19 protein-coding genes are annotated in these 21,991 nt (G+C 53.6%); 7 read left to right on the forward strand and 12 right to left on the reverse strand.

Annotation, left to right across the window (positions count from 1 at the left end; translation table 11 throughout):
- The 3 genes from PMI41_RS06140 to dnaE form a co-directional block, all read left to right on the forward strand.
- The coding region (locus tag PMI41_RS06140) for an FtsX-like permease family protein (protein ID WP_040853955.1) at positions 1-503 on the forward strand (503 nt) is incomplete at its 5' end.
- A 1-nt stretch (position 504) separates the two neighbouring features.
- Complete coding sequence (locus PMI41_RS06145) at positions 505-1,185, forward strand: ABC transporter ATP-binding protein (protein WP_008122886.1); 681 nt, start codon at positions 505-507, stop codon at positions 1,183-1,185.
- Positions 1,186-1,561: 376 nt separating this feature from the next.
- Positions 1,562-5,053: a DNA polymerase III subunit alpha gene (gene dnaE, locus PMI41_RS06150; RefSeq protein WP_008122888.1), complete on the forward strand. Its 3,492-nt coding sequence runs from the start codon at positions 1,562-1,564 to the stop codon at positions 5,051-5,053.
- A gap of 112 nt (positions 5,054-5,165) precedes the next feature.
- Here the strand turns inward: dnaE and PMI41_RS06155 are convergent, their stop codons facing one another.
- Together PMI41_RS06155 and PMI41_RS06160 are read right to left on the reverse strand one after the other, a co-directional pair.
- Positions 5,166-6,482, reverse strand: coding sequence for a DNA polymerase IV (locus PMI41_RS06155; protein ID WP_008122890.1), 1,317 nt, complete (start codon positions 6,480-6,482; stop codon positions 5,166-5,168).
- A gap of 85 nt (positions 6,483-6,567) precedes the next feature.
- A complete protein-coding gene (locus PMI41_RS06160; protein WP_040853957.1) occupies positions 6,568-6,852 on the reverse strand; it encodes a DUF3572 domain-containing protein in 285 nt (94 codons plus the stop codon).
- A 304-nt stretch (positions 6,853-7,156) separates the two neighbouring features.
- Here PMI41_RS06160 and PMI41_RS06165 point away from each other — a divergent pair, with 304 nt between their 5' ends.
- Together PMI41_RS06165 and PMI41_RS06170 are read left to right on the forward strand one after the other, a co-directional pair.
- The gene (locus tag PMI41_RS06165) at positions 7,157-7,528 is read left to right on the forward strand and encodes a response regulator (protein WP_008122893.1); all 372 of its coding nucleotides are present in this window, start codon (positions 7,157-7,159) and stop codon (positions 7,526-7,528) included.
- A gap of 18 nt (positions 7,529-7,546) precedes the next feature.
- Positions 7,547-8,926, forward strand: a complete 1,380-nt coding sequence (locus PMI41_RS06170) for a PleD family two-component system response regulator (protein WP_008122894.1) — start codon at positions 7,547-7,549, stop codon at positions 8,924-8,926.
- 94 nt (positions 8,927-9,020) lie between these two features.
- Here the strand turns inward: PMI41_RS06170 and rpmG are convergent, their stop codons facing one another.
- Positions 9,021-9,188, reverse strand: coding sequence for a 50S ribosomal protein L33 (gene rpmG, locus PMI41_RS06175; RefSeq protein WP_008122896.1), 168 nt, complete (start codon positions 9,186-9,188; stop codon positions 9,021-9,023).
- A 355-nt stretch (positions 9,189-9,543) separates the two neighbouring features.
- Here rpmG and PMI41_RS06180 point away from each other — a divergent pair, with 355 nt between their 5' ends.
- Entirely contained in the window at positions 9,544-9,876 is a 333-nt protein-coding gene (locus PMI41_RS06180) for a DUF559 domain-containing protein (RefSeq protein WP_348225793.1), read from the forward strand.
- Between the two features lie 232 nt (positions 9,877-10,108).
- Here the strand turns inward: PMI41_RS06180 and PMI41_RS06185 are convergent, their stop codons facing one another.
- The 5 genes from PMI41_RS06185 to topA all read right to left on the reverse strand — a co-directional run bounded on the left by PMI41_RS06185 (position 10,109) and on the right by topA (position 17,426).
- Positions 10,109-11,281: an MFS transporter gene (locus tag PMI41_RS06185; RefSeq protein WP_008122900.1), complete on the reverse strand. Its 1,173-nt coding sequence runs from the start codon at positions 11,279-11,281 to the stop codon at positions 10,109-10,111.
- Between the two features lie 3 nt (positions 11,282-11,284).
- A complete protein-coding gene (locus PMI41_RS06190) occupies positions 11,285-12,025 on the reverse strand; it encodes an NUDIX hydrolase (protein ID WP_008122902.1) in 741 nt (246 codons plus the stop codon).
- Between the two features lie 7 nt (positions 12,026-12,032).
- Entirely contained in the window at positions 12,033-12,458 is a 426-nt protein-coding gene (locus tag PMI41_RS06195; RefSeq protein WP_008122903.1) for a DUF983 domain-containing protein, read from the reverse strand.
- Positions 12,455-14,737, reverse strand: a complete 2,283-nt coding sequence (gene rnr / locus PMI41_RS06200; protein WP_348225794.1) for a ribonuclease R — start codon at positions 14,735-14,737, stop codon at positions 12,455-12,457. The genes PMI41_RS06195 and rnr overlap by 4 nt, the downstream gene beginning before the upstream one ends.
- A gap of 76 nt (positions 14,738-14,813) precedes the next feature.
- On the reverse strand, positions 14,814-17,426 hold the full coding sequence (topA, locus tag PMI41_RS06205) for a type I DNA topoisomerase (protein WP_008122907.1): 2,613 nt from the start codon (positions 17,424-17,426) through the stop codon (positions 14,814-14,816).
- A 326-nt stretch (positions 17,427-17,752) separates the two neighbouring features.
- On the opposite strand from topA, the gene PMI41_RS06210 reads away from it, so the two are divergent.
- Positions 17,753-17,953 (forward strand): hypothetical protein, encoded by a 201-nt coding sequence (locus PMI41_RS06210; RefSeq protein ID WP_008122908.1) that lies wholly within the window; start codon positions 17,753-17,755, stop codon positions 17,951-17,953.
- Here PMI41_RS06210 and dprA read toward each other — a convergent pair.
- From dprA to PMI41_RS06230, 4 genes are read right to left on the reverse strand one after another with little or no spacing between them, the layout of a single operon-like run.
- The gene (gene dprA, locus PMI41_RS06215) at positions 17,927-19,054 is read right to left on the reverse strand and encodes a DNA-processing protein DprA (RefSeq protein ID WP_008122910.1); all 1,128 of its coding nucleotides are present in this window, start codon (positions 19,052-19,054) and stop codon (positions 17,927-17,929) included. The genes PMI41_RS06210 and dprA overlap by 27 nt on opposite strands.
- A complete protein-coding gene (gene plsY / locus PMI41_RS06220) occupies positions 19,051-19,659 on the reverse strand; it encodes a glycerol-3-phosphate 1-O-acyltransferase PlsY (protein ID WP_008122912.1) in 609 nt (202 codons plus the stop codon). The genes dprA and plsY overlap by 4 nt, the downstream gene beginning before the upstream one ends.
- 19 nt (positions 19,660-19,678) lie before the next feature.
- Complete coding sequence (locus PMI41_RS06225; RefSeq protein WP_008122914.1) at positions 19,679-20,965, reverse strand: dihydroorotase; 1,287 nt, start codon at positions 20,963-20,965, stop codon at positions 19,679-19,681.
- Positions 20,962-21,927 (reverse strand): aspartate carbamoyltransferase catalytic subunit, encoded by a 966-nt coding sequence (locus PMI41_RS06230; protein ID WP_008122916.1) that lies wholly within the window; start codon positions 21,925-21,927, stop codon positions 20,962-20,964. The genes PMI41_RS06225 and PMI41_RS06230 overlap by 4 nt, the downstream gene beginning before the upstream one ends.
- Positions 21,928-21,991: the final 64 nt, after the last annotated feature.

Consider the following 21,991-nt stretch of genomic DNA (forward strand, 5'->3'; position numbering starts at 1 on the left):
CAGTGATGCTGACTGACTGGCGCCAGCGTAATCAGACATTTTTTTCGGCGCTTCAGGTCGAACGCAATGTGATGTTCATGATCCTGACATTGATTGTTCTGGTGGCAGCGCTGAACATCATCTCCGGGCTGATCATGCTGGTGAAGGACAAGGGGCGGGATATCGCCATCCTTCGTACAATGGGTGCCACACGAAATTCAATCCTGCGCATATTCCTGATGACCGGAGCGGCTATCGGTGTGACCGGCACCATTGCGGGTGTGGTGCTTGGTGTGGTCGTCTGCCTGAATGTGGAGCGCATCCGGGAGTTTTTCTCCTGGTTGTCGGGAACAACACTTTTCAATCCCGAGCTTTATTTCCTGAGCACCCTTCCGGCCAAAATGGACTTCAATGAGACCTTTACCGTCATTCTCATGGCGCTTGTCCTGTCGTTTTTGGCAACGCTTTTCCCCGCTTGGCGCGCAGCCAAACTCGACCCTGTTGAAGCTCTGAGGTATGAATAATATGGCTGGGCCTATTCTGCAGCTAACCAATGTCGGCCGCCGCTATGACGAGATCGGCCGCGAGCTTATCATCCTCGACAATGCCAGCTTTTCATTGGGCAGGGGCGAGATGGTCGCGCTTGTCGCGCCTTCCGGCGCGGGAAAATCGACTTTGCTGCACACGGCAGGTTTGCTGGAGCGCCCAGACAGTGGTGACGTGATTCTTGACGGACGCTCTTGTGGGGCGTTGTCGGAAGAGGAACGCACTGCGATACGCCGCAACGATGTTGGCTTTGTCTACCAGTTTCATCACCTGCTTCCGGAATTCTCTGCGCTGGAAAATGTCATGATGCCGCAAATGATCCGGGGCATGAAACCGGCAGTCGCATCGGAACGCGCACAGCAATTACTCGATTACATGAAGGTGGGGGCGAGGGCATCTCACCGCCCAAGCGAACTATCGGGCGGCGAACAGCAACGGGTGGCCATAGCTCGCGCTGTGGCAAATGCACCGCTTGTACTACTCGCTGACGAGCCTACAGGCAATCTTGATCCGGTTACCTCATCTTATGTGTTTGAAGCGCTTGAAGCGCTTGTGCGTCAATCCGGCCTTTCGGCAATGATCGCCACGCATAATCACGAGCTGGCCCGCCGTATGGATCGACGCGTCACTTTGAAGGACGGCAAGATCACCGATCTCTGATTGGTCTTCCCGTCCTTATTTACTTCCCGTTAGGAATTTGAAAACCATAGCGTCAGCCACGCATGGAGTACGCTTGACATTGGAACAAAAATGGAACAAAACATATACATAGAGCAAACGAAGAAGGGTTTTACCGATGAGCGAACTTTTCCAGGATGTCATGTCATTTGTTACAATCAGCCTTTTCATTGCGACTTTTGCAATGTGGGTAAGCGTAATCTGAAAGAACAATAACCCGGAAGACGAGTGAACGGACGCAACTATCCACTGTTCGCGCAGCCTCAATGTTCAATTCGGGTAGACACCTCATCGCGCATATCCGACTATGTATGCGCGGTGGAATCGGTTCTCCGTTTCATAAATCGGAGATATTAAATTGGCAGATGGGCACGGCAACGCAGGCAATGCAGACAAGCTTCCATTGCGCTTTGTCCATCTGAGAGTCCACTCCGCATACTCATTGCTTGAAGGCGCATTGCAGGTACCAAAGGTAATTGACCTTGCCGTATCAAACAAAGCGCCGGCTATCGCGATCACCGATACAAACAATCTTTTTGGTGCACTTGAATTTGCACAAAAAGGATCAAAAGCTGGTTTGCAGCCTATTATCGGTTGCCAGTTGGATATCGCATTCCATGACCAGAGTGAAGAAAGCCGGAACGTAAACCGGCGCGAGGCGCTTGGTCTTGCACCAATGGTTTTTCTTGCCGCGACCGAGCTGGGCTATGCCAACCTCGTTCGGCTTGTGAGTCGCGCCTATCTCGAAACACCGGCGGGCGATCCTGTGCATGTCACTTCTGCGTGGTTGGCCGGAAAGACCGAGGGTATAATTGTTCTCTCTGGTGGTCCGGAGGGCGCTATTGCCAAGGCGATAAAGGATGACCGGATAGACCGTGCCCGCCAGCGGCTTCTTGCATTGAAATCGCTTTTTGGTGACAGGCTTTATGTCGAACTCCAGCGTCATCGCGGATATGACAAATCATTGGAGGCTGCACAGGTCGATCTGGCCTACGAACTCGAGCTGCCGCTTGTCGCCACCAATGATGTGTTTTTTTCCAAGAGCACTGATTATGAGGCGCATGACGCCTTGCTGGCGATTGCATCGGGGTCATTGCTTTCCATCGATGATCGGCGGCGTTTGAGCCCGGATCATTATCTCAAGAGCGAAGACGAGATGGTTCAGCTTTTTGCTGACCTGCCGGAGGCAGTGGAGAACACCGTCGAAATCGCCATGCGCTGTTCTTATTATCCGAAGAACCGTGCACCGATCCTGCCTCGTTTCACCGGCGAAAGTGCCGATCCTGAAGCAGCACTGGCTGCCGAAGCGCAAGAACTGGCACGTCAGGCACGCGAAGGTCTGGAAGAGCGTATCGCGACTGTGGGGCTTGCTGGCGCTCATACACGCGAAGAATATGCCGAGCGCCTGGAATATGAGATCGCCGTTATCACCCGTATGAAATATCCGGGTTATTTTCTTATCGTTGCGGATTTTATCAAATGGGCGAAGGCTCATGATATTCCGGTAGGGCCGGGGCGTGGTTCAGGTGCAGGCTCACTTGTCGCCTATGCGCTTACGATCACGGACGTCGACCCCCTGCGGTTTTCGCTGCTGTTCGAGCGCTTTCTTAATCCCGACCGCGTGTCCATGCCGGATTTTGATATCGATTTCTGTCAGGAACGCCGCGATGAGGTTATTCGCTATGTTCAGGCCAAATACGGCCGCGATCAGGTAGCGCAGATTATCACTTTCGGAACATTGCAGGCGCGCGCTGTGTTGCGTGACGTTGGGCGCGTTCTTGAAATGCCTTATGGGCAGGTTGATCGTCTGACCAAGATGGTTCCCGCCAATCCGGCCAATCCCGTAACACTTTCGAAGGCTATCGAAGACGAGCCGCGTCTGCGCGAAGAGCGCGACAAGGAGCCGGTTGTCGAACGCCTGCTTGATATAGCCCTGAAACTTGAAGGGTTGTACCGGCACGCTTCAACACATGCTGCTGGTATCGTTATCGGCGACAGGCCGCTGTCTGAACTGGTTCCGATGTATCGCGATCCGCGTTCCGACATGCCTGTCACGCAGTTCAACATGAAAATGGTGGAAGAGGCGGGGCTGGTCAAATTCGACTTTCTCGGCCTCAAAACGCTGACCGTGCTGCAAACCGCGGTCAATCTGGTCCGCCGTCGAGATATTAATGTTGATCTGTCGAATTTGCCTTTCGACGATCAGACCACCTATGAAATGTTATCGCGAGGCGAGACAGTCGGCGTGTTTCAGGTGGAAAGTACCGGCATGCGCAAAGCGCTGATCGGTATGAAACCTGATCGGATTGAGGATATTATTGCGCTCGTTGCGCTTTATCGCCCGGGTCCGATGGAGAACATCCCGACCTATAATGCGCGCAAGAACGGTGATGAGGAGATGGCCTCAATCCATCCCAAGATTGATCATCTCGTCAAGGAAACGCAGGGCGTCATCATCTATCAGGAACAGGTGATGCAGATCGCGCAGGAAATGTCGGGCTATACGCTCGGTGAAGCCGATCTTCTGCGGCGTGCCATGGGTAAGAAAATCCGCTCTGAAATGGATTTACAGCGGGTCAGGTTTGTCGATGGGGCAGTCGAGCGTGGTGTAACCAAGCCGCAGGCAAATTTCATTTTCGACCTTCTGGCGAAGTTTGCCGATTATGGTTTCAACAAGTCTCACGCTGCTGCTTACGCGATCGTGTCGTTCCAGACCGCTTATATGAAGGCGCATTTCCCGGTCGAATTTCTAGCTGCATCAATGACTTACGATATGTCGAATACCGATAAGCTCAATGATTTCCGCCGTGAGGCGGTGCGGCTTGGCATCGAAGTCGTCACTCCTTCAGTCAATACGTCCTACCGGCTATTCGAGGTTGGCGAGAACCGAATCTATTATTCGCTCGCTGCTATCAAAGGCGTGGGTGAGGCGGCGGTTGATCATATTGTCGAAAAACGCGGGGCAACACCTTATGCCAGCCTTGAGGATTTCTGTGAGCGGATCGACCCTCGCGTCGTTAACCGGCGTGTGTTCGAAAGCCTTATAAATGTTGGCGCTTTCGACTGTTTTGGACGTGAACGGCCCGCACTCATTGCAGGTCTCGATCGCATCATAGGCCATGCACAACGCACGCAGGAAGACAGTGTCAGCGGTCAAGCTGACATTTTCGGCGGTATGGCAGCAACTGCACAAACAATTCAACTTCCATCCGCAAGCCCTTGGCTTTCCTCGGAAAAGCTGAGGCGAGAATTTGAAGCAGCGGGCTTCTATTTATCTGCACATCCCCTTGATGAGTATCAGCCGATCCTTGATAAGATGCGCGTTCAAACTTGGTCGGAGTTTTCTGCAGCGGTAAAACGTGGTGCCAATGCCGGCCGTCTTGCAGGAACAATAACCGCCAAACAGGAACGCCGGACCAAGACCGGGAACAAGATGGGGATCATCCAGTTCTCTGATTCTTCAGGACAATTCGAAGCGATACTGTTTTCGGAAGCTTTGGCGCAGTTCCGGGATTTGCTGGAGCCGGGAAGGTCTGTGGTTATCACGGTAGGGGCGGAAGACAGGCCCGAAGGGATCAGCCTGCGCATACAGACTGCACAGTCTCTTGAGGATGAGGCGACCCGCATGCAGAAGGCATTGCGGCTCTATATGCGCTCCAGCGAGCCCCTGGCGGCCATTACGCCCTATCTGACGCCGCAAAATGATGGACAGGTTGTCAGCCTGATCCTGATCAAGCAAAACGGGGCCAATGAAGTGGAAATAGAGCTGCCAAATCGCTATCGGGTCGGCCCCCAGATTGCCAGTGCGATGAAGGCTATTCCCGGCATTGTCGAAGTCGAAATGGGCTGAAATCAACCAAGCGCAACCAAATTGCGCTCGGTGGTTGCAATTTTGCTCCCAAAATCGACAGTTTTGCTCACATTCTTCGTCAAAATCCTCGTAACAACGTGTTTTTTGTCAGCTAATCGATCTCGTCCGGCGCTTCTTTTGCTCGCGATTTGATCTTGCCGAATGTGTAACCGGTTTCGACGGCATGATTGCCAAACTTCCCGCGCAACTTGTCGATTGCTGTTTCCGCAACTGCACGTTTAGTAGCCTGCACATCGACGAGATCGAGAGGGTCAGCTCTGCCATCATCGCCAAGATCGCTCACACCGATTCCGATCAAACGAAACCGTGTTCCGTCGATTTCTTTTTCGAGCAGTGAAACACCTGTCCGGAAAATTCTGTCAGCGAGTTGTGTCGGATCGGCAAGCTGGCGATTTCGGGTCTTCAATTTGAAATCACGTGACTTCAATTTCAAAACAACAGTACGTCCGGCAATGTCTGCCGCTTTGAGTCGTCTGGATACTTTTTCGGAGAGTGCTCGCAGGATGGGCACCAGTTCTTCCAACGAGGCGATATCCTCGTTGAACGTTGTTTCTGCCGAAACACTTTTGCTTTCACCTTCAGGATCAACCCGTCTGGTATCCATGCCGCGCGACAAGCGGTACAGTCGCTGACCCATGGTGCCATAAGAGCGCATCAGCGGACCCAGCTCCATCGTTTGCAACTGCCCAATGGTGTGGATGCCATCCCGATCCAGTGTTGCTGCAAACGCCTTGCCGACACCCCAGATCATTGTGACCGGCTTATCGTGTAAAAAGGTGAGGGCTTCCTCTTCTCCGATAATGGAGAAGCCGCGCGGTTTTTCAAAATCGGAAGCAATCTTGGCGAGGAACTTGCAATAGGAAAGACCAACGGAAACGGACAGTCCCAGTTCGCGTTCAACACGATTGGAGAACTGCGCCATAACCCGCGCTGGCGGGTCATGGTGCAGGCGTTCCGTACCGGACAGATCCAGAAAAGCCTCATCAATTGAAAGCGGCTCAACCAAAGGCGTCAGATCGCGCATCATCTGGCGGATTTCCCGCCCGACCCGAACATATTTTTCCATATCCGGTTTAATGACAACAGCATGAGGACAGGCCTCCAACGCTTTGAACATTGGCATGGCAGACTTCACACCATGGATGCGGGCGATGTAGCAAGCTGTTGAAACGACACCACGTTTACCGCCACCAATGATTACAGGCTTGTTACGTAGTTCAGGATTGTCGCGCTTTTCCACCGATGCGTAAAACGCATCACAATCCACGTGGGCGATGCCAAGACGATAAAGTTCTTCATGCCGGAGCAATCGCGGGCTGCCGCATACCTGGCAGCGCTTTCCCTCATTCGCCTGCGCTGCAAGGCAGTCACGGCAGAAACCAAATTGCGGATTGTTAAGACTGGCCATGATGCCCGGAACATAAAATGAACGTTCGGACCTTAGCGAACAGCACTCATCGTTGCAATAAGCTGCAGCGACTTACAAACTGGATTCAATAGGCTTCCTGACGTCCGCCCGGCAGGAGATTCAGTGCTTGCTGGAAAAGTGCCGGATCGGTCCCGGTTTCCGTACAATAGCGCAGCAGGGTGGGTTCGTGGGCAAGGTAGAACTGCAGCACACCGGCAAGAAAGCCCGGTTCCTGAGCAGCGATACGAATCTGATCTGATGTGATCCCCGTCAACGCAAGAAAACGGGATAGCAATTCACCGTCTTGGGACAGAAACACAAGGGAACTGATTGCAAGGTCGTGTGCTCCATCAAGGTCGATCTTCTGCATTTTAACTAATTCATCCATAAGTTGTGCTGTCTACAAACCACAGTAGAGCAAATTGGGAGCCTCTGCAGTGCTTGCTGATGAGATAATGTGGTTAATACCAGTTGAACATATCCAAAAGAAGATGTTGAATAAATGCTTGGTTAAACATGATCAGCAGCATTTCTGAATTGAGTCGAAGAGTTTTCTTTTCATCAATCATCAGACGTTATTTCAGATATCAATAAAGACGGGATTGTGTGCTCCGCTTCATGAATTTGTATAGCGTGGACCTTATCCTTCAGGATTGATCAACAGGAAACTGGCAATGGTGAAGAAAGTCATGATCGTCGAGGACAATGAGCTCAATATGAAGCTCTTCCGCGATCTTATCGAAGCCAGTGGATATGAGACGATACGAACACGCAATGGCCTTGAGGCTTTGGACCTTGCTCGGGAGCACCGGCCCGATCTCATCCTCATGGATATACAACTCCCTGAAGTGTCGGGTCTGGAAGTTACAAAATGGCTCAAGGCAGATGACGATCTCCATGTCATTCCCATTATCGCCGTGACGGCATTTGCGATGAAGGGTGATGAAGAGCGTATCCGGCAGGGCGGGTGTGAAGCCTATATTTCCAAACCGATCTCGGTTCCCAAATTCATCGAAACTATCAAGTCCTACCTTGGCGACGCTTGACCGTCGGGAGAATTGAATATGACGGCCCGTATACTTGTCGTGGATGACGTTCCTGCCAATGTGAAGCTTCTGGAAGCCAGACTTCGTGCTGAATATTATGAGGTTGTCACAGCGACCGATGGTTACGAAGCGCTCGAAATCTCTGAAAGCAGCAATATCGATGTCATCCTGCTTGACGTGATGATGCCGGGGCTGGATGGATTTGAAGTGTGCCGCCGGTTGAAGTCACGCGCTGCGACAGCTCATATCCCGGTCATCCTCGTGACAGCACTCGATCAGGATTCGGACCGGATAACCGGGCTGAATTTCGGTGCAGATGATTTCCTGACAAAGCCGGTCAATGACCTCCAGCTTCTTGCTCGGGTAAAAAGTCTCGTCCGGCTGAAGAACCTGACAGACGAGTTGCGCTTACGTGTGGCGACAACGCGCGATGTCGGTCTGGAATCGATCCTGCGTCTACCCAGCGGCGGTCCCGATGTCACCAAGTTTGCCCGCGTTCTGCTGATAGATGAGCGGCCGGAAAGCGTTGATAAGATAACGCGCATATTGGGCGATGAGTGCTCGGTTGATGTTGAGAATGATCCGCAAGCAGGCTTCTTCAAGGCTGTACAGGGCAATCACGACTGCCTTATTGTTTCATCGAGTTTCGCCGGCTTCGATCCGCTGCGGATTTGCGCACAGCTGCGCTCGCTGGATAACACCCGTTCGCTGCCGATTATCCTTGTCGCGGATATGGGTGAGGAGGCTTTGATACGCCGCGCACTGGAGCTGGGGATCAATGATTATCTGGTTCGGCCGGTTAACCCAAACGAACTTCTGGCACGTTTACGCACCCAGCTGCGCCGCAAAGCCTATCATGATGGTCTAAGGGCCAGCGTTGTCAAAACCTATGAAATGGCGGTAACCGATAGTCTGACAGGTCTTCATAACCGGCTTTATCTTGAAACTCATCTGGCGACGCTGTTCAAACGGGCAGTGGAGCGCCGGCGTCCACTGTCGATTCTCATGACCGATATAGATCGCTTCAAGTTGATCAACGATACATACGGCCACGATGGCGGCGACGAGGTTCTGCGTGAGTTCGCCAGAAGGTTGCGCCGCAATGTCCGTGGCAGCGATCTTGCCAGCCGCTATGGTGGTGAGGAATTCTTCATCGTCATGCCTGACACGGACCAGACGCTGGCTTCAATTGTTGCTGAACGCATACGCCGCGAAGTGGCATCAACACCGTTTGAGATCAACAATACGGGGACAACTGTTCCCATGACCATCAGTATCGGTATCGCGAGCGTACTGCCCGATGGCGATACCGTGCATAATCTGATGAAACGCGCAGATGATGCGCTTTATGGTGCCAAATCGTCCGGGCGGAACAAGGTCGTATCTGCCGCAGCTTAGGCTGATGAGACAGGTGATGTGTCGGCGGGCAATCCGTAATCAGAAAACAAAAAAGCCGCCCGAGGGCGGCTGATTTGTTTATGGGAACACAAGATTACTTGATCTTGGTTTCCTTGAATTCAACGTGCTTGCGTGCGACCGGGTCGTACTTACGGAAGGACATCTTTTCTGTCTTCGTACGGCTGTTCTTGCTCGTAACGTAAAAGAAACCGGTATCAGCGGTCGACAGAAGCTTGATCTTGATATTCGCAGCCTTAGCCATTTTAAACTACCTGTTCTGAGTATGAAGGACCGCTATTCAAGTCCAGCAGTGTGGCATCAAGCGGAAAGTTGGTCGGACACATAAACCAACGGCGTTAAAAGTCAACCCTCGCGCAATGCTCTGCCTCACTTTAAAGCACCAATTGCATGCACGACAACTGGGGCGGGGAGGCATCAGATAATATTCAACCCTGCGTTTGTTGTTCGTCGAAAACAACTAGGTCATCAATACCTGCGCCGACGTTATCTCCCCCTTTGTGGGGGAGAAAGGATTTTCCTGGATTTAGCCCCTTTGCTAAATCCTTAGAAAATCCAAGAGAGGGGGAACAATTATCAGGCAGGAAATACCGTTCAGAATTCGATCTTATGCACGCAACATGCGGCATGACGCTACTTTGGCTGAAAACTTATTGTGGCAGGCTATCAGAAATCATCGCTTGAGTGGTCTCAAGTTCAGGCGGCAAGTGCCAATTTTAACCTATATTGTTGACTTCGCCTGTCTGAAGCAGAGGCTCATTATTGAACTGGACGGTAGTCAGCATTGTGAGTCAGCAGCAGATGTTGTGCGCGATGAAAAATTGCACAGTGCAGGATTTAAGCTGCTTCGCTTCTGGAACAATGAAGTTCTCGTCAATCTCGATGGCGTCTGTTCGCAGATTCTATATGAGGCAAGGTTGCAAAACCGCTAGTGTCCTTTCCCCTCTCTTGTGATTTCTGGCACTTAGCAAGGGCTAAGATGCCGAAATCACTTTCTCCCCCACAAGGGGGGAGATAAGGAAAAACCCGGACGAGCTGGTCAATAACCGTCCGGGTTCAATTCAAACACTAAGGAAACGGGAGGCGGGCAAAAGCTCGCCTCTCACTCCAAGGATCAATATATAATAGTTTTCAGAAAATTCCAGCGACTTGCAGTTCCAAAGATCAACCTTTCCGGCTCACCAACCTTGATCCTACCAGCAGCGCATAAGCTGCGAAGAATATTGCCAGCGCGACGGCGAAGCCGCTGGGCCCCATCATATCCATGCCAATGCCGATTGCCTGTGGGCCAACCAGCATGCCGATCGCATAACAAAATACAAAGGCGGCATTGGCAGATGCAAGTTCGCGGCCGGTCAATTGTGATCCGAGATGAGCCAGGCCTACCGTGTAGAGCCCGGCAACCGCACCGCCCCAGACAAACAGCAATGCAGCAACGAGATACCAGCTGTAATAAATGAATGGCAGCAGCCCCATGCCGACAAGGCCGATCAATGTACAAGCGAGAAGGATCTTGCGGCGGTCTTTGACATGATCGCTCAGAAGGCCAATCGGAATCTGCATCAGAACATTGCCAAGGCCGATGGTGGTAAGGAGCAGGGCGGCATTGGCTTCGCTGTAGCCGATGCGAGCGCCGAAGACCGGGAACAAGGCAAACCCCCCCGTTTCCACAGCACCGAAAACAAAGACTGCAGCAGTTGCAGTAGGAACAGCCCAGATGAAAGGAGCAAACGGAACGTGCTCTTCCTCATGAAAATCAGGGCTTTCCTTCCATGCAAACATCACGGGAAGCATCGCCACGATGATGATGCCGAACCCGACGGCGAATGGCATAATGCCAACGCTGCCAATCTGTGCAAACAACCATGGCCCGAGCGCGAAGCCCATGGATAAAACCGTGCCGTAAATGCCCAGAACCAACCCGCGCCTCTCCGGCGGAGCGGCAGCATTGATCCAATATTCCGAGAGGATGAAAAGCATCGTCAGAGCGAAATGCAAAAATACGCGCAGGACGACCCACATCCAGAAATCAGTGAAGAAGTGGAAGCCGAAAAAGGCAAGGCCGCCCATCAAAAGCATGGCAAGCAGGGTGGGGACGACGCCGAATCGCGCAGCGATAGGCGCTGCAAACGGCGCGGCGACAATGGAAGCAATACCCGCTACTGCCGCGTTCAGACCGATCATCGTGGCGGAATGGCCGCGATTTTCCAGAATCACACTGAGCAGAGGAATACCAAGACCAATGGCCACGCCGACAGCACTGATTGTTGCGATGGCAGCGACTAGCGCACGCCACGACGAACCGGTTTTTGTCCGATCAGACGTAAGGGCATCCATTGATCAAAAAACCTCCCGGACGAATCGTCCGTACTTTACACGGTACCGGATAACAGCATTGCCGGGATCAAGGGAGGGGTTTGCATCAAGAACGCCCTGAGCTTCGCGAATGATGATGCGGGTAATATCGGGAATGTCGAGTTCAAGCGCCTCGGCAAAGGACAGCCAGGCCAATTCTTCCAATTCCTGTGATGGGCCGGTCTGCTCAGGAAGCGAATCGGCAACGGCCTCACGAAATGCCAGAAAGAACCGCGTATCAAAGCGGCGTGGCATGCCGGGCGGCGTAATTGCCCTGGCAAAATAGCGGAGCACGGAAAGGTCGGGCATCACGTTACGCTCAGCAAATGCGGCCCAATCAGGATGGGAAACCTCGGAAAACTGGCTTTTCCGGCCAAGAAACAACCCGGCTTCTTCATAGGTTTCACGGATTGCCGAAAGCGCCAACGCGCGGCAGCGCATAATGCTCGGGCGCCCCGCCATGTCGCTGAGTAGTCTTGAACTGTCATGTTCGGACAATTCGGCAATGGCCATCATTCGCCCGTCTGCCGCTTCCGTGCGCCCGCCGGGGAACACAAATTTTCCCGGCATGAAAACATGCTTCATGTGGCGTTTGCCCATAAGAATGCGTAGTTCACCACCGGATCGATCCACAATAAGCAGCGATGCCGCATCACGGGGGCGGATGCGTTTCTTCAAGATGCCCTGTTGAGCGGACGCCTGCTTGCTCTGGTCATTCACGGCCATAAAATCATTATTCCGATGGTTTCGGATCGCTGTGCTCGCCAAATCCATGCATGTAATTTGCCCATTGCAAGCCTATGATCGCGCCTTTGACCGGTTGCAGCAACGCGATCGACATAATAATCGTAAGCGGCACCCATATCGCCAGATGCGCCCAATTTGACAAGATGAGAAGTGTTTCTGTTGCCAGAAAACCGCCAAGCACAATATGACCGACAATTGTGATGGTTATATAGGCCGGAAAATCGTCGGCTTGATGATGTGTGTAATCTTCACCGCAGACGGAGCAATTGTCGACTGATTTGACGAAAGCGCGAAAGAGTTTGCCTTTTCCGCAATGGGGGCAACGCCCCAGAAAGCCGCGCCACATTGCCTGACCGATAGGCCGGCGCGGCCTTGTCTGCGCAATGTTGTTGCCGATAAACTGCTCTGTCATCCTCGACCTCTCCGGCCTCCCGGCTTGCCACGTGAACTGCCCGGAAAACGTTTCTGGCTGGTGCGTGCAGAGCGTGTCGCCTTGTGATGCGAACGTACGCCGCTGGGAACCGGGTGTGGCTCTGTCAGCATTTCAAACCGCAACGCGCCGGCGACGGGCAAGGCCTCGACGAGGCGTACCTCGACATTATCGCCAAGGCGATAACCCTTGCCGCTGCGTTCGCCGGACAGCGCATGGTTGGTTTCGTCGTAAAGATAGTAGTCATTGCCCAGAGTTGAAATGGGGATGAAGCCATCGGCGCCATATGTCGCAAGTGAGACAAAAAGACCAGCCTTGGTCACACCCTGCACGCGACCCTCGAAACTCGCGCCGATTTTATCGGCAAGATGATGCGCGATCAGCCGGTCAACCGTTGCGCGTTCCGCCGCCATTGCACGGCGTTCCGAGGTCGAAATCAGTGCCGCAATCTCCGGCAACGCAGCTTCTTCCTTGGGCGTAATACCGTCCGGACCAAGACCAAGCGCGGAGATCAGCGCGCGATGCACGATCAAGTCCGCATAACGGCGGATCGGCGAGGTGAAATGCGCATAACGCATCAGGTTGAGGCCAAAATGCCCAATATTGGCGGGGTTATACTCGGCCTGCGACTGGGAGCGCAGCACGACCTGATTGACCATATCCTGCTGCTCGGTGCCATCCACCCGCTTCAGAATATTGTTGAAGTGGTTCGGGCGCATGTCAGCACCGCGGGCAAGCGATATATCGAGCGTGCGCAAAAACTCGCGCAGGCTTTCCTGTTTCTGCAATGACGGAGCGTCGTGGATGCGGAAGATCAGCGGCTGTTTCTTGCGCTCCAGCGTTTCGGCAGCCGCAACATTCGCCTGAATCATGAACTCTTCGATTAGTTTGTGCGCATCCAGACGCGGTGGAATAATAACCTTGTCAACACCACCCTCGGGCGTCAGCAGTATTTTCTTTTCCGGCAGATCAAGCTCAAGAGGCTCGCGGGCATCGCGGCCACGCTTCAGTATGGCATAAGCGGCCCATAGCGGCTTGAGAATTGAATCAAGGATCGGCGCTGTTTTCTCATCCGTCGCGCCATCGATGGCGGCCTGTGCCTGGGGATAGGACAGGCGTGCGTGAGAGCACATCATGATGCGGTGGAATGTGTGGGAGATTTTTCGACCTTCGCTGTCGAATATCATGCGAACAGCAAGGGCAGGGCGATCAACCAGTTCTTTCAGTGAACAAAGATCGTTGGAAATGCGCTCAGGCAGCATCGGTACAACACGATCCGGGAAATAGACGGAGTTACCGCGCTTCAATGCCTCGCGATCAAGCTGCGAATCCGGCGTGACATAGGCCGCCACATCGGCAATCGCGACGGTTGCTATATACCCACCAACGTTTTTCTCGTCCGTGTCGGGTTCCGCATACACCGCATCGTCGTGATCCTTCGCGTCAGCCGGATCAATCGTCACCAGCGGAACCTTCCGCCAGTCTTCACGATGCGCCATGGTTGCTGGCTTGGCTTTTTCGGCCTCGGCCATCACGCTGTCAGGAAACACATGCGGTATTTCATGCTCATGAATGGCGATCATTGACAGGGCTTTTTCGCTGGCAACTGAACCGACGATCTGCGTGATACGGCCAAGTGCGAGGCCATAACGGCTGATCTTCGAAACCTCGACTTCGACAAGATCATTGGCCTTGGCGTTATCCAGTTGAGCTGGGTCGATGGCGAGTTCCGCCTGCCGCCGCTCCACAGGCTCTAGCCGCCACTCGCCATTGTCGAGCTTGCGCAAAACACCAAGCACGGCATCCTTGCGATGCTCGATCTTCTTGACGACACGCCCGGTATAGGAAGGACCACTGGGGTCAGAGCTTTGGAAAATACGTGCCAGAACCCGGTCGCCGACGCCGACAGTCGGGCTTTTCTGGTTACGGGAGGTGCGAATGAAGACCAGCGGCGGCCGTTCAGTATGATTGGCTTCCCATTCGGCCGGTTTGGCGATCAATCCGCCATCGCCGTCCCGTCCCGTGATATCGAGAACGGCAATACTCGGCAAACTGCCTGGTACAGCAAGGCGCTTGGCACGTTTTTCAACGAGACCATCACCCGCCAGATCACGCAGAATATCCTTCAGCGCGATACGTGCATCGCCTTTGAGATTGAACGCCTTGGCAATATCGCGCTTTCCAGCTTGATCGGGATTCTCCTTGATAAACTGGAGAATCTCCTCGCGGCTTGGCATGCGAGCCTCGCGGACAGGTTTGATAAGGCCGGAGGAAGCAGAGTGGGCAGGCCGCTTTTTTCCGCTGGGTGGAGAGATACGGCGTGCCAATGATCTGATCCTAACTTGCTTTTTTCGCTGCAGCTTTTTTGGGAGCTGCCTTTTTGGCCGCTGGTTTCTTTGCTGCGGCAGCTTTCTTTGCAGGCGCTTTTTTCTTTGGTGCTGCCCCGGCCTTTGCAGCAATCAATGCCAGCGCGTCTTCAATGCTGACACCAGCAGGGTCCTTGCCTTTGGGCAATGTCGCATTGACTTTGCCCCAATTGACGTAAGGACCATACTTGCCGTCACGTACGGTAATCGGGCCGCCATCCGGGTGCTCACCGAGTTCCTTGAGGGCAGCAGGTGTGCCGCGTCCACGCCCGGGACCCTTCGCCTGCTTTTCGGCAATGACCGTAACAGCGCGGTTAAGACCGATTGTGAAAACTTCCTCTGCATTTTCCAGATTGGCATAGGTGCCATCATGGGTGAGGTAAGGTCCGTAACGGCCAATACCAGCGGAGATCATCTTCTGCGTTTCAGGATGCTGCCCGACATCGCGTGGCAAGGCGAGAAGCGCCAGAGCTTTTTCGTGATCGAGCGTATCGAGGGTCCAGCCCTTTGGCAGGCTGGCGCGTTTGGCTTCCTTGCCTTCACCACGCTGGACATAAGGACCAAAACGCCCGCTGCGGGCGGTAATATCCTCGTCCGTATAGGGATCCTTGCCGAGCACTTTCGGTTCATCGCCGCCATTGCCGTTTTCGTTTGCAGCTTCACTACCGCCAAGCTGACGGGTAAATTTGCATTCCGGATAGTTCGAGCAGCCGACGAAAGCCCCGTATTTTCCGAGTTTCAATGAAAGATTGCCTGTACCGCAGACCTGACAGATACGCGGATCACCGCCATCTTCGCGGGGCGGGAAGACCAGAGGCCCAAGACGGTCATTCAAAGCATCAAGCACGTTGGTAACGCGCAACTCCTTGATGCCATCGACAGAACCGAAGAAATCCGTCCAGAAAGCACGCAGCACGTCTTTCCACTTGAGCTTTCCATCGGAAATCTCATCGAGCTTCTCTTCGAGATCAGCAGTGAAATCATACTCGACATAGCGCTGGAAAAAGCTTTCCAGGAACGCGATGACAAGGCGACCTTTGGCTTCAGGGAGAAGCTTGCGCTTCTCGATTGTTATATATTCGCGATCCCGCAATGTTGCGAGCGTCGAGGCATAGGTGGAGGGCCGGCCAATGCCTAGCTCTTCCATCTTCTTGATCAGAGTGGCTTCCGAATAGCGCGGTGGCGGTTCGGTTGAATGCTGTGTGGCATTGATTTTTTCGCGGGCAAGCGCTTCGCCAGCCCGAATTTCCGGAAGGCGTGCGCCGTCCTCGTCAATGTCTTCTTCTTCACGGTGATCCGTATAGGCACCAAGAAAACCGTCAAACCGCACAACAGAGCCCGTCGCGCGAAGCTGTGCTGCGCGCGAGCCATTACTGGCTTCGATTTCGACAGTGGTCCGTTCAATATCGGCAGACTGCATCTGGCTGGCGATCGCACGCTTCCAGATCAATTCATAGAGTTTTGCCTGATCCGCATCGAGGAACTTGCGCATGTCCTTTGGATGCCGATTAAAGTCAGTTGGCCGGATAGCTTCGTGGGCTTCCTGAGCGTTCTTGGCTTTTGTCGAATAAAAACGCGGCTTTTCAGGTACATACTTGTCGCCGAAGACTTTGCCGATGGTCTGGCGGGCAGCCTGTACGGCCTCGGGTGCCATCTGCACGCCGTCAGTACGCATATAGGTGATCAGACCGGCAGTCTCGCTACCCAGATCCATACCTTCATAGAGTTTTTGCGCAATCTGCATCGTACGCGAAGCAGAGAAGCCGAGCTGGCCGGATGCCGCTTGCTGCAAACTGGATGTGGTGAAGGGCGGTCCGGGGCTGCGCTTGATCGGCTTGGCCTCAACGGAAGCTGCCTTGAACGATGCGCCTTCGAGCATGCTGCGGATTTCGCCAGCCTGCTCACCATTCTTGATATCGAGCTTGCCGAGCTTTTTTCCATCGACGGAAATCAGCCGCGCTTCAAAGCCATCATTGCGCGGCGTTTTAAGCAGGGCCGCAATATTCCAGTACTCTTCACGGACGAATCGTTCAATCTCAGCTTCGCGGTCTGCGACGAGGCGCAATGCAACCGACTGCACCCGGCCTGCAGAGCGCGCACCAGGCAATTTGCGCCAAAGGACGGGAGAAAGCGTAAATCCGAAGAGATAATCCAGTGCGCGACGTGCAAGATAGGCATCGACGAGCGGCATGTCGATGTCGCGTGGGTTGGCCATTGCTTCCAGTACAGCGCCCTTGGTGATGGCGTTGAACACGACACGCTTGACCGACTTCTTTCCGATGGCCTTTTTCTGCTGCAAAACTTCCAAAACGTGCCAAGAAATGGCTTCTCCCTCGCGATCCGGATCGGTTGCGAGAATGAGGCCATCGCTGTCTTTCAGAGCCTTGACAATATCGCCAAGACGCTTGGATGAGGCGGAATCCACCTCCCAGGACATGGAAAAATCATCGTCAGGTCGAACAGACCCGTCCTTGGCTGGCAAATCGCGGACATGGCCAAAGGAGGCCAGGACGGTGTAACCCGATCCGAGATACTTATTGATAGTTTTGGCCTTGGCAGGCGATTCGACGACAACAACGTTCATTACAGAATTGAGCTTTCCTGCTCTTGTCAGATTACAAAAGCACTAATTTTAGTTCGGAATTGGCCTGTGAAATGAACAGGCTGAGACACAACGTCAAGGTCTGTACGCGAAAAATCGACAAATACAACCGTGGGTTGCTCGTCGAGCTTATACAATTAATGGTATTTTGTATTCAGGTTTGGCGGGAGGACTGATTCAGGACGTCTGTTTTTTTGTTGCACGGAAAAAGACTAAAAAACAGTAGCTTATATAGATTTAAATTAGAATGCTGTTAGCTAAGTATAACACATATTTTCGATATCAAATTGTATTTGAGGATGATATTTATGAGCGGTAATCAAATTAATGAAATCGAGAACGCCAGGTTTATTCAACAAATGCTCGGCGAATTACGGGCGATGGCAAAAACAAACAATATGGATATGCTGAGCTACCTTATCGAAATCGCATATATTGAGAGCAGTGACCAGTTACGCAAGCAACTGGGTGTGGCATCAGTTTCACGCAAGAGAAACGTAACCTCCTGAGTGACGGTGCAGTCGACCGGCCAGATCCAGCTCCAGCAATATGAGCATTACCACCGAGGGATGCAATTGGCTGGTTCGGATAAGGTCGTCCATGTCTACAGGCACGGGACCAAGCAAATTATAAACGCGGTCCCGGTCAGTTTCATCCAGTGCGACGATTGATGGCAGATCATGTCCGGGAGACAGAAAAGCGGTATCGCAAACTGCCGGCATTTCAACGAGCGGGGCAAGAGCGCTGATTATATCGTCGGTGCGTGTCGTTACAATTGCGCCGTTCTTCAAAAGTTCGTTGGTGCCTTTTGCTCTCGGATCAAGTGGAGAACCGGGAACCGCAAAAACCAGCCTGCCAAGTTCGCCGGCAAGGCGCGCACTGATGAGAGAGCCTGATCTTTCTGCAGCTTCTACGACAACCAGTCCCAAGGATAATGCTGCAATTATTCTGTTGCGGCGTGGAAAATCCCGCGCGCGTGGTTCCCAGCCATGGGGCATTTCGCTGATGACAGCGCCGCCATGTTCGGGAATGGCTTTATAGAGTGCAAGATTTTCCGGCGGGTAAGGGTGGTCAAGCCCTCCTGCCATGACAGCAACTGTGCCATGATCCAGGCTTGCTTCATGGGCCGCAGTATCAATGCCCCGGGCCAGTCCGGAAATAATGGCAAAGCCAGCCTCGCCGAGTTCTCGCGCTATCATCCGCGCAAACTTGATGCCAACGAGTGAGGCATTCCGTGCCCCGACTATTGCTACTGGCGATAACCGGAACACGTCCAGATTGCCTTTTATCGCTACCAGTGGCGGCGGATTGTCACTCTGCCGGAGATAGCGCGGATAATCCGGCTCGCCGATCCCGGTAAAGAAGACGCCCATTTTGGCTGCGGCATACATTTCGCGTTCGGCATCCTCTCTGCTGGCTATGCGGATAGGTCTACCTCTGCCGCCGCGACGAACGAGATCCGGTATCAACTCGATAGCGTTGGACGCGGAGCCGCAATGGGCAATCAGCTCACGAAACGTAGCCGGGCCCACATTCTCGCTACGGATGAGCCTTAACCAGCTCAACCTTTGCTCATCAGAAAGGCGAATGCCTTTCTTCTCTTCATTCATTTTTTAGAGCCGATTCTACCTTCGGTACCTGAAACGAGCCGCTCAATATTGGTGCGGTGTTTTAAGAAAACGATGATTGTCAAAATGAGAAACAGGAATGCGATGTGATGATTACCAATAAAATACAATGCGACCGGCGTAATTGCTGCAGCAATGAGTGCAGCAAGTGATGAGTAGCGCGTTGCAAAAGCGATAATGAGCCAGATGGCTGCAAATATAAGCGCACCCTGCCAGAACAAGCCGAGCAAGACACCGATATAGGTGGCTACGCCTTTACCGCCTTTAAATTTCAGCCACACGGGAAAGACATGGCCGAGAAATGCACCAAGACCAGCAGCGATTGCTGCTTCCGGTCCTGCGATGCCAGCGATCAGAACCGCCGCCGTCCCTTTGAGCATATCAAGGATCAAGGTAGCTGCGGCGAGCTTCTTGTTGCCGGTGCGCAGCACGTTTGTCGCGCCAATATTACCGGAGCCGATGCTGCGCACATCGCCAAGGCCAGCCATGCGCGTCAGAATCAAGCCGAAAGGTATCGACCCCAGCAAATAGCCGAAAACCAATGAGAGGAGCAGAAGTGGAATTCCGGCGTTAAAGAAATCCGACATGTACCCATTCCCCTGGGGTTTAGATTGAAAAGACCGATTTTCCTGCAACAAATGTCTGAACAACGCGGCCCTGAAAACGCGCGCCTTCAAAACAGGTGTTCTTGGAACGCGACGTCAAATCTTCTTCCCTGACAATCCATGGTTCGTCAAGATCGACTATGGTCATATCCGCCACCGAACCGGGCCGCAGTGAACCTGCTTCAAGACCGAAAATCCGCGCAGGTGAAGTCGACAGGGCTTCAATAATGCGCAGAAGCGGCACATCGCCATTATGATAGAGACGCAGTGCTGCACCAAGCAGAGTTTCAAGACCGATTGCGCCCGCCGCCGCATCCGCAAAGGGCAGGCGTTTGGTGTCAACATCCTGCGGGTCATGGGCCGATACGATAATGTCGATAGTTCCATCGCGCAGGCTTTCCACCATGGCGAGGCGATCTTCCTCCAGCCGTAATGGCGGCTGCAAGCGGAAGAATGTACGAAATTCGCCAATATCATTCTCGTTCAGCGAGAGATGATTGATGGATACCGCAGCGGTAACGTTCAAGCCGTTTTGCTTTGCCCGGCCGATGACTTCGGCGGACATGGCGGTAGAAATCTGAGCGGCGTGATAGGCGCCTTTGGTCAATGCGGCCAGACGCATGTCGCGCTCCAGCGGAATGACTTCGGCTTCACGCGGAGTGCCGGAAAGGCCAAGCCAGCTGGCATAAAGGCCTTCATTCATCACGCCATTGACGCCCAAATGTGCGTCTTGCGTTTCATGGGCGAGAACAACACCGAAATCCCGCGCATAGGTGAGGGCGCGGCGCAAGAGCTGTGTATTGGCAATCGAATGACGGCCTTCGGTAATTGCAACTGCGCCTGCTTCCCGGAGGAGGCCAATCTCCGTCATTTCCTCGCCAGATAGGCCTTTGGTGACTGCGGCGGCTGGGTAAACATTGACAACAGCCGTATCGCGCGCCGTACGTTTGACGAATTCGACCAGCGCGACATTATCAATAACGGGATCAGTATCCGGCATCATGATGATGGATGTTACGCCGCCGGCTGCTGCCGCATGGCTGGCCGATGCGATGGTCTCACGGTGCTCGCCGCCGGGTTCGCCGATAAAGACGCGGGCATCTACAAGCCCGGGCAGAACGGCTTTGCCACGGCAATCGATGATAGTGGAGCCAGTGGGAGCGCCCTGATTGCGGGCACCAGCGCCGCTGGCAACGACCCTGTCATCCTTTATGATGATTGTGCCGATCTCATCGAGACCGCGGGAGGGATCGACAATGCGGGCATTGTTGAGAACAGTGGCGCTCATCCGGCAACTCCTTCCGGATTACGGCGCGGGTCCAGCAGGGCTTCCATAACTGCCATGCGAACAGCGACGCCCATTTCCACCTGTTCCTGAATGACGCTTTGCGAACCATCTGCAACATCGGATGCAATCTCGACACCGCGATTCATGGGGCCGGGATGCATGACCAGCGCATCTGGCTTGGCATATTTGAGCTTTTCACGATCAAGCCCGTGATAGCGGAAATATTCGCGGACGGAAGGAACGAAAGAACCGGCCATGCGCTCGCGCTGCAGCCGCAGCATCATGACGACATCGGCATCCTTCAACCCTTCTTCCATGCTGTGGAAGACTTCCGCGCCCATATGGGCAATGCCCGCCGGCAAAAGCGTCGAAGGTGCAATAACGCGGACGCGTGCACCGAGCGCGTTGAGCAGGATGATATTCGATCTCGCCACACGCGAATGCAGCACATCACCGCAGATCGCAACCGTCAGCCGCGCAACCTTGCCCTTGGCACGGCGGATGGTCAGTGCATCGAGCAATGCCTGCGTCGGATGTTCATGCGCGCCATCCCCGGCATTGACCACCGAGCAGCCAACCTTTTGCGCCAGAAGCGCTGAGGCACCGGCAGAAGCGTGACGGATGATCAGGATATCGGGACGCATCGCATTAAGCGTCATCGCCGTGTCGATGAGCGTTTCGCCCTTCTTCACCGATGAATTGCCGACGGACATGTTCATGACGTCCGCACCAAGTCGCTTGCCTGCAAGCTCAAAGGAGGATTGCGTTCGCGTGGATGCTTCGAAGAACAGATTGATCTGTGTGCGGCCCCGCAGGGTCGTCTTTTTCTTCTCCGATTGCCGCGAAACGGCGACTTCGCTGTCAGCGAGATCGAGAAGCTGGATGATATCTTGCGGGGAAAGGCCTTTGATGCCAAGCAAGTGGCGGTGGGGAAAGAGCAAAGGAGAGGTTTTTGATGTCATATCAAGTGCTCCCTATAAGCCCGATGTTTCGCGGCTGCAAGCGTTGCCGTCCGCCATTGCCATT

Source organism: Phyllobacterium sp. YR531 (genome assembly GCF_000282595.1).
Lineage (GTDB): Bacteria > Pseudomonadota > Alphaproteobacteria > Rhizobiales > Rhizobiaceae > Phyllobacterium.

Coding starts and splice junctions, on each gene's coding strand:
- PMI41_RS06155 (WP_008122890.1), bottom strand. CDS start 6,482: ATGGCCAGTCTTAACAATCCGCAATTTGGTTTCTGCCGTGACTGCCTT.
- PMI41_RS06210 (WP_008122908.1), top strand. CDS start 17,753: ATGAGCGGTAATCAAATTAATGAAATCGAGAACGCCAGGTTTATTCAA.
- rpmG (WP_008122896.1), bottom strand. CDS start 9,188: ATGGCTAAGGCTGCGAATATCAAGATCAAGCTTCTGTCGACCGCTGAT.
- PMI41_RS06225 (WP_008122914.1), bottom strand. CDS start 20,965: ATGAGCGCCACTGTTCTCAACAATGCCCGCATTGTCGATCCCTCCCGC.
- PMI41_RS06145 (WP_008122886.1), top strand. CDS start 505: ATGGCTGGGCCTATTCTGCAGCTAACCAATGTCGGCCGCCGCTATGAC.
- topA (WP_008122907.1), bottom strand. CDS start 17,426: ATGAACGTTGTTGTCGTCGAATCGCCTGCCAAGGCCAAAACTATCAAT.
- PMI41_RS06160 (WP_040853957.1), bottom strand. CDS start 6,852: ATGCAGAAGATCGACCTTGATGGAGCACACGACCTTGCAATCAGTTCC.
- dprA (WP_008122910.1), bottom strand. CDS start 19,054: ATGAATGAAGAGAAGAAAGGCATTCGCCTTTCTGATGAGCAAAGGTTG.
- PMI41_RS06170 (WP_008122894.1), top strand. CDS start 7,547: ATGACGGCCCGTATACTTGTCGTGGATGACGTTCCTGCCAATGTGAAG.
- plsY (WP_008122912.1), bottom strand. CDS start 19,659: ATGTCGGATTTCTTTAACGCCGGAATTCCACTTCTGCTCCTCTCATTG.
- PMI41_RS06190 (WP_008122902.1), bottom strand. CDS start 12,025: ATGGCCGTGAATGACCAGAGCAAGCAGGCGTCCGCTCAACAGGGCATC.
- PMI41_RS06230 (WP_008122916.1), bottom strand. CDS start 21,927: ATGACATCAAAAACCTCTCCTTTGCTCTTTCCCCACCGCCACTTGCTT.
- PMI41_RS06195 (WP_008122903.1), bottom strand. CDS start 12,458: ATGACAGAGCAGTTTATCGGCAACAACATTGCGCAGACAAGGCCGCGC.
- PMI41_RS06165 (WP_008122893.1), top strand. CDS start 7,157: ATGGTGAAGAAAGTCATGATCGTCGAGGACAATGAGCTCAATATGAAG.
- PMI41_RS06185 (WP_008122900.1), bottom strand. CDS start 11,281: ATGGATGCCCTTACGTCTGATCGGACAAAAACCGGTTCGTCGTGGCGT.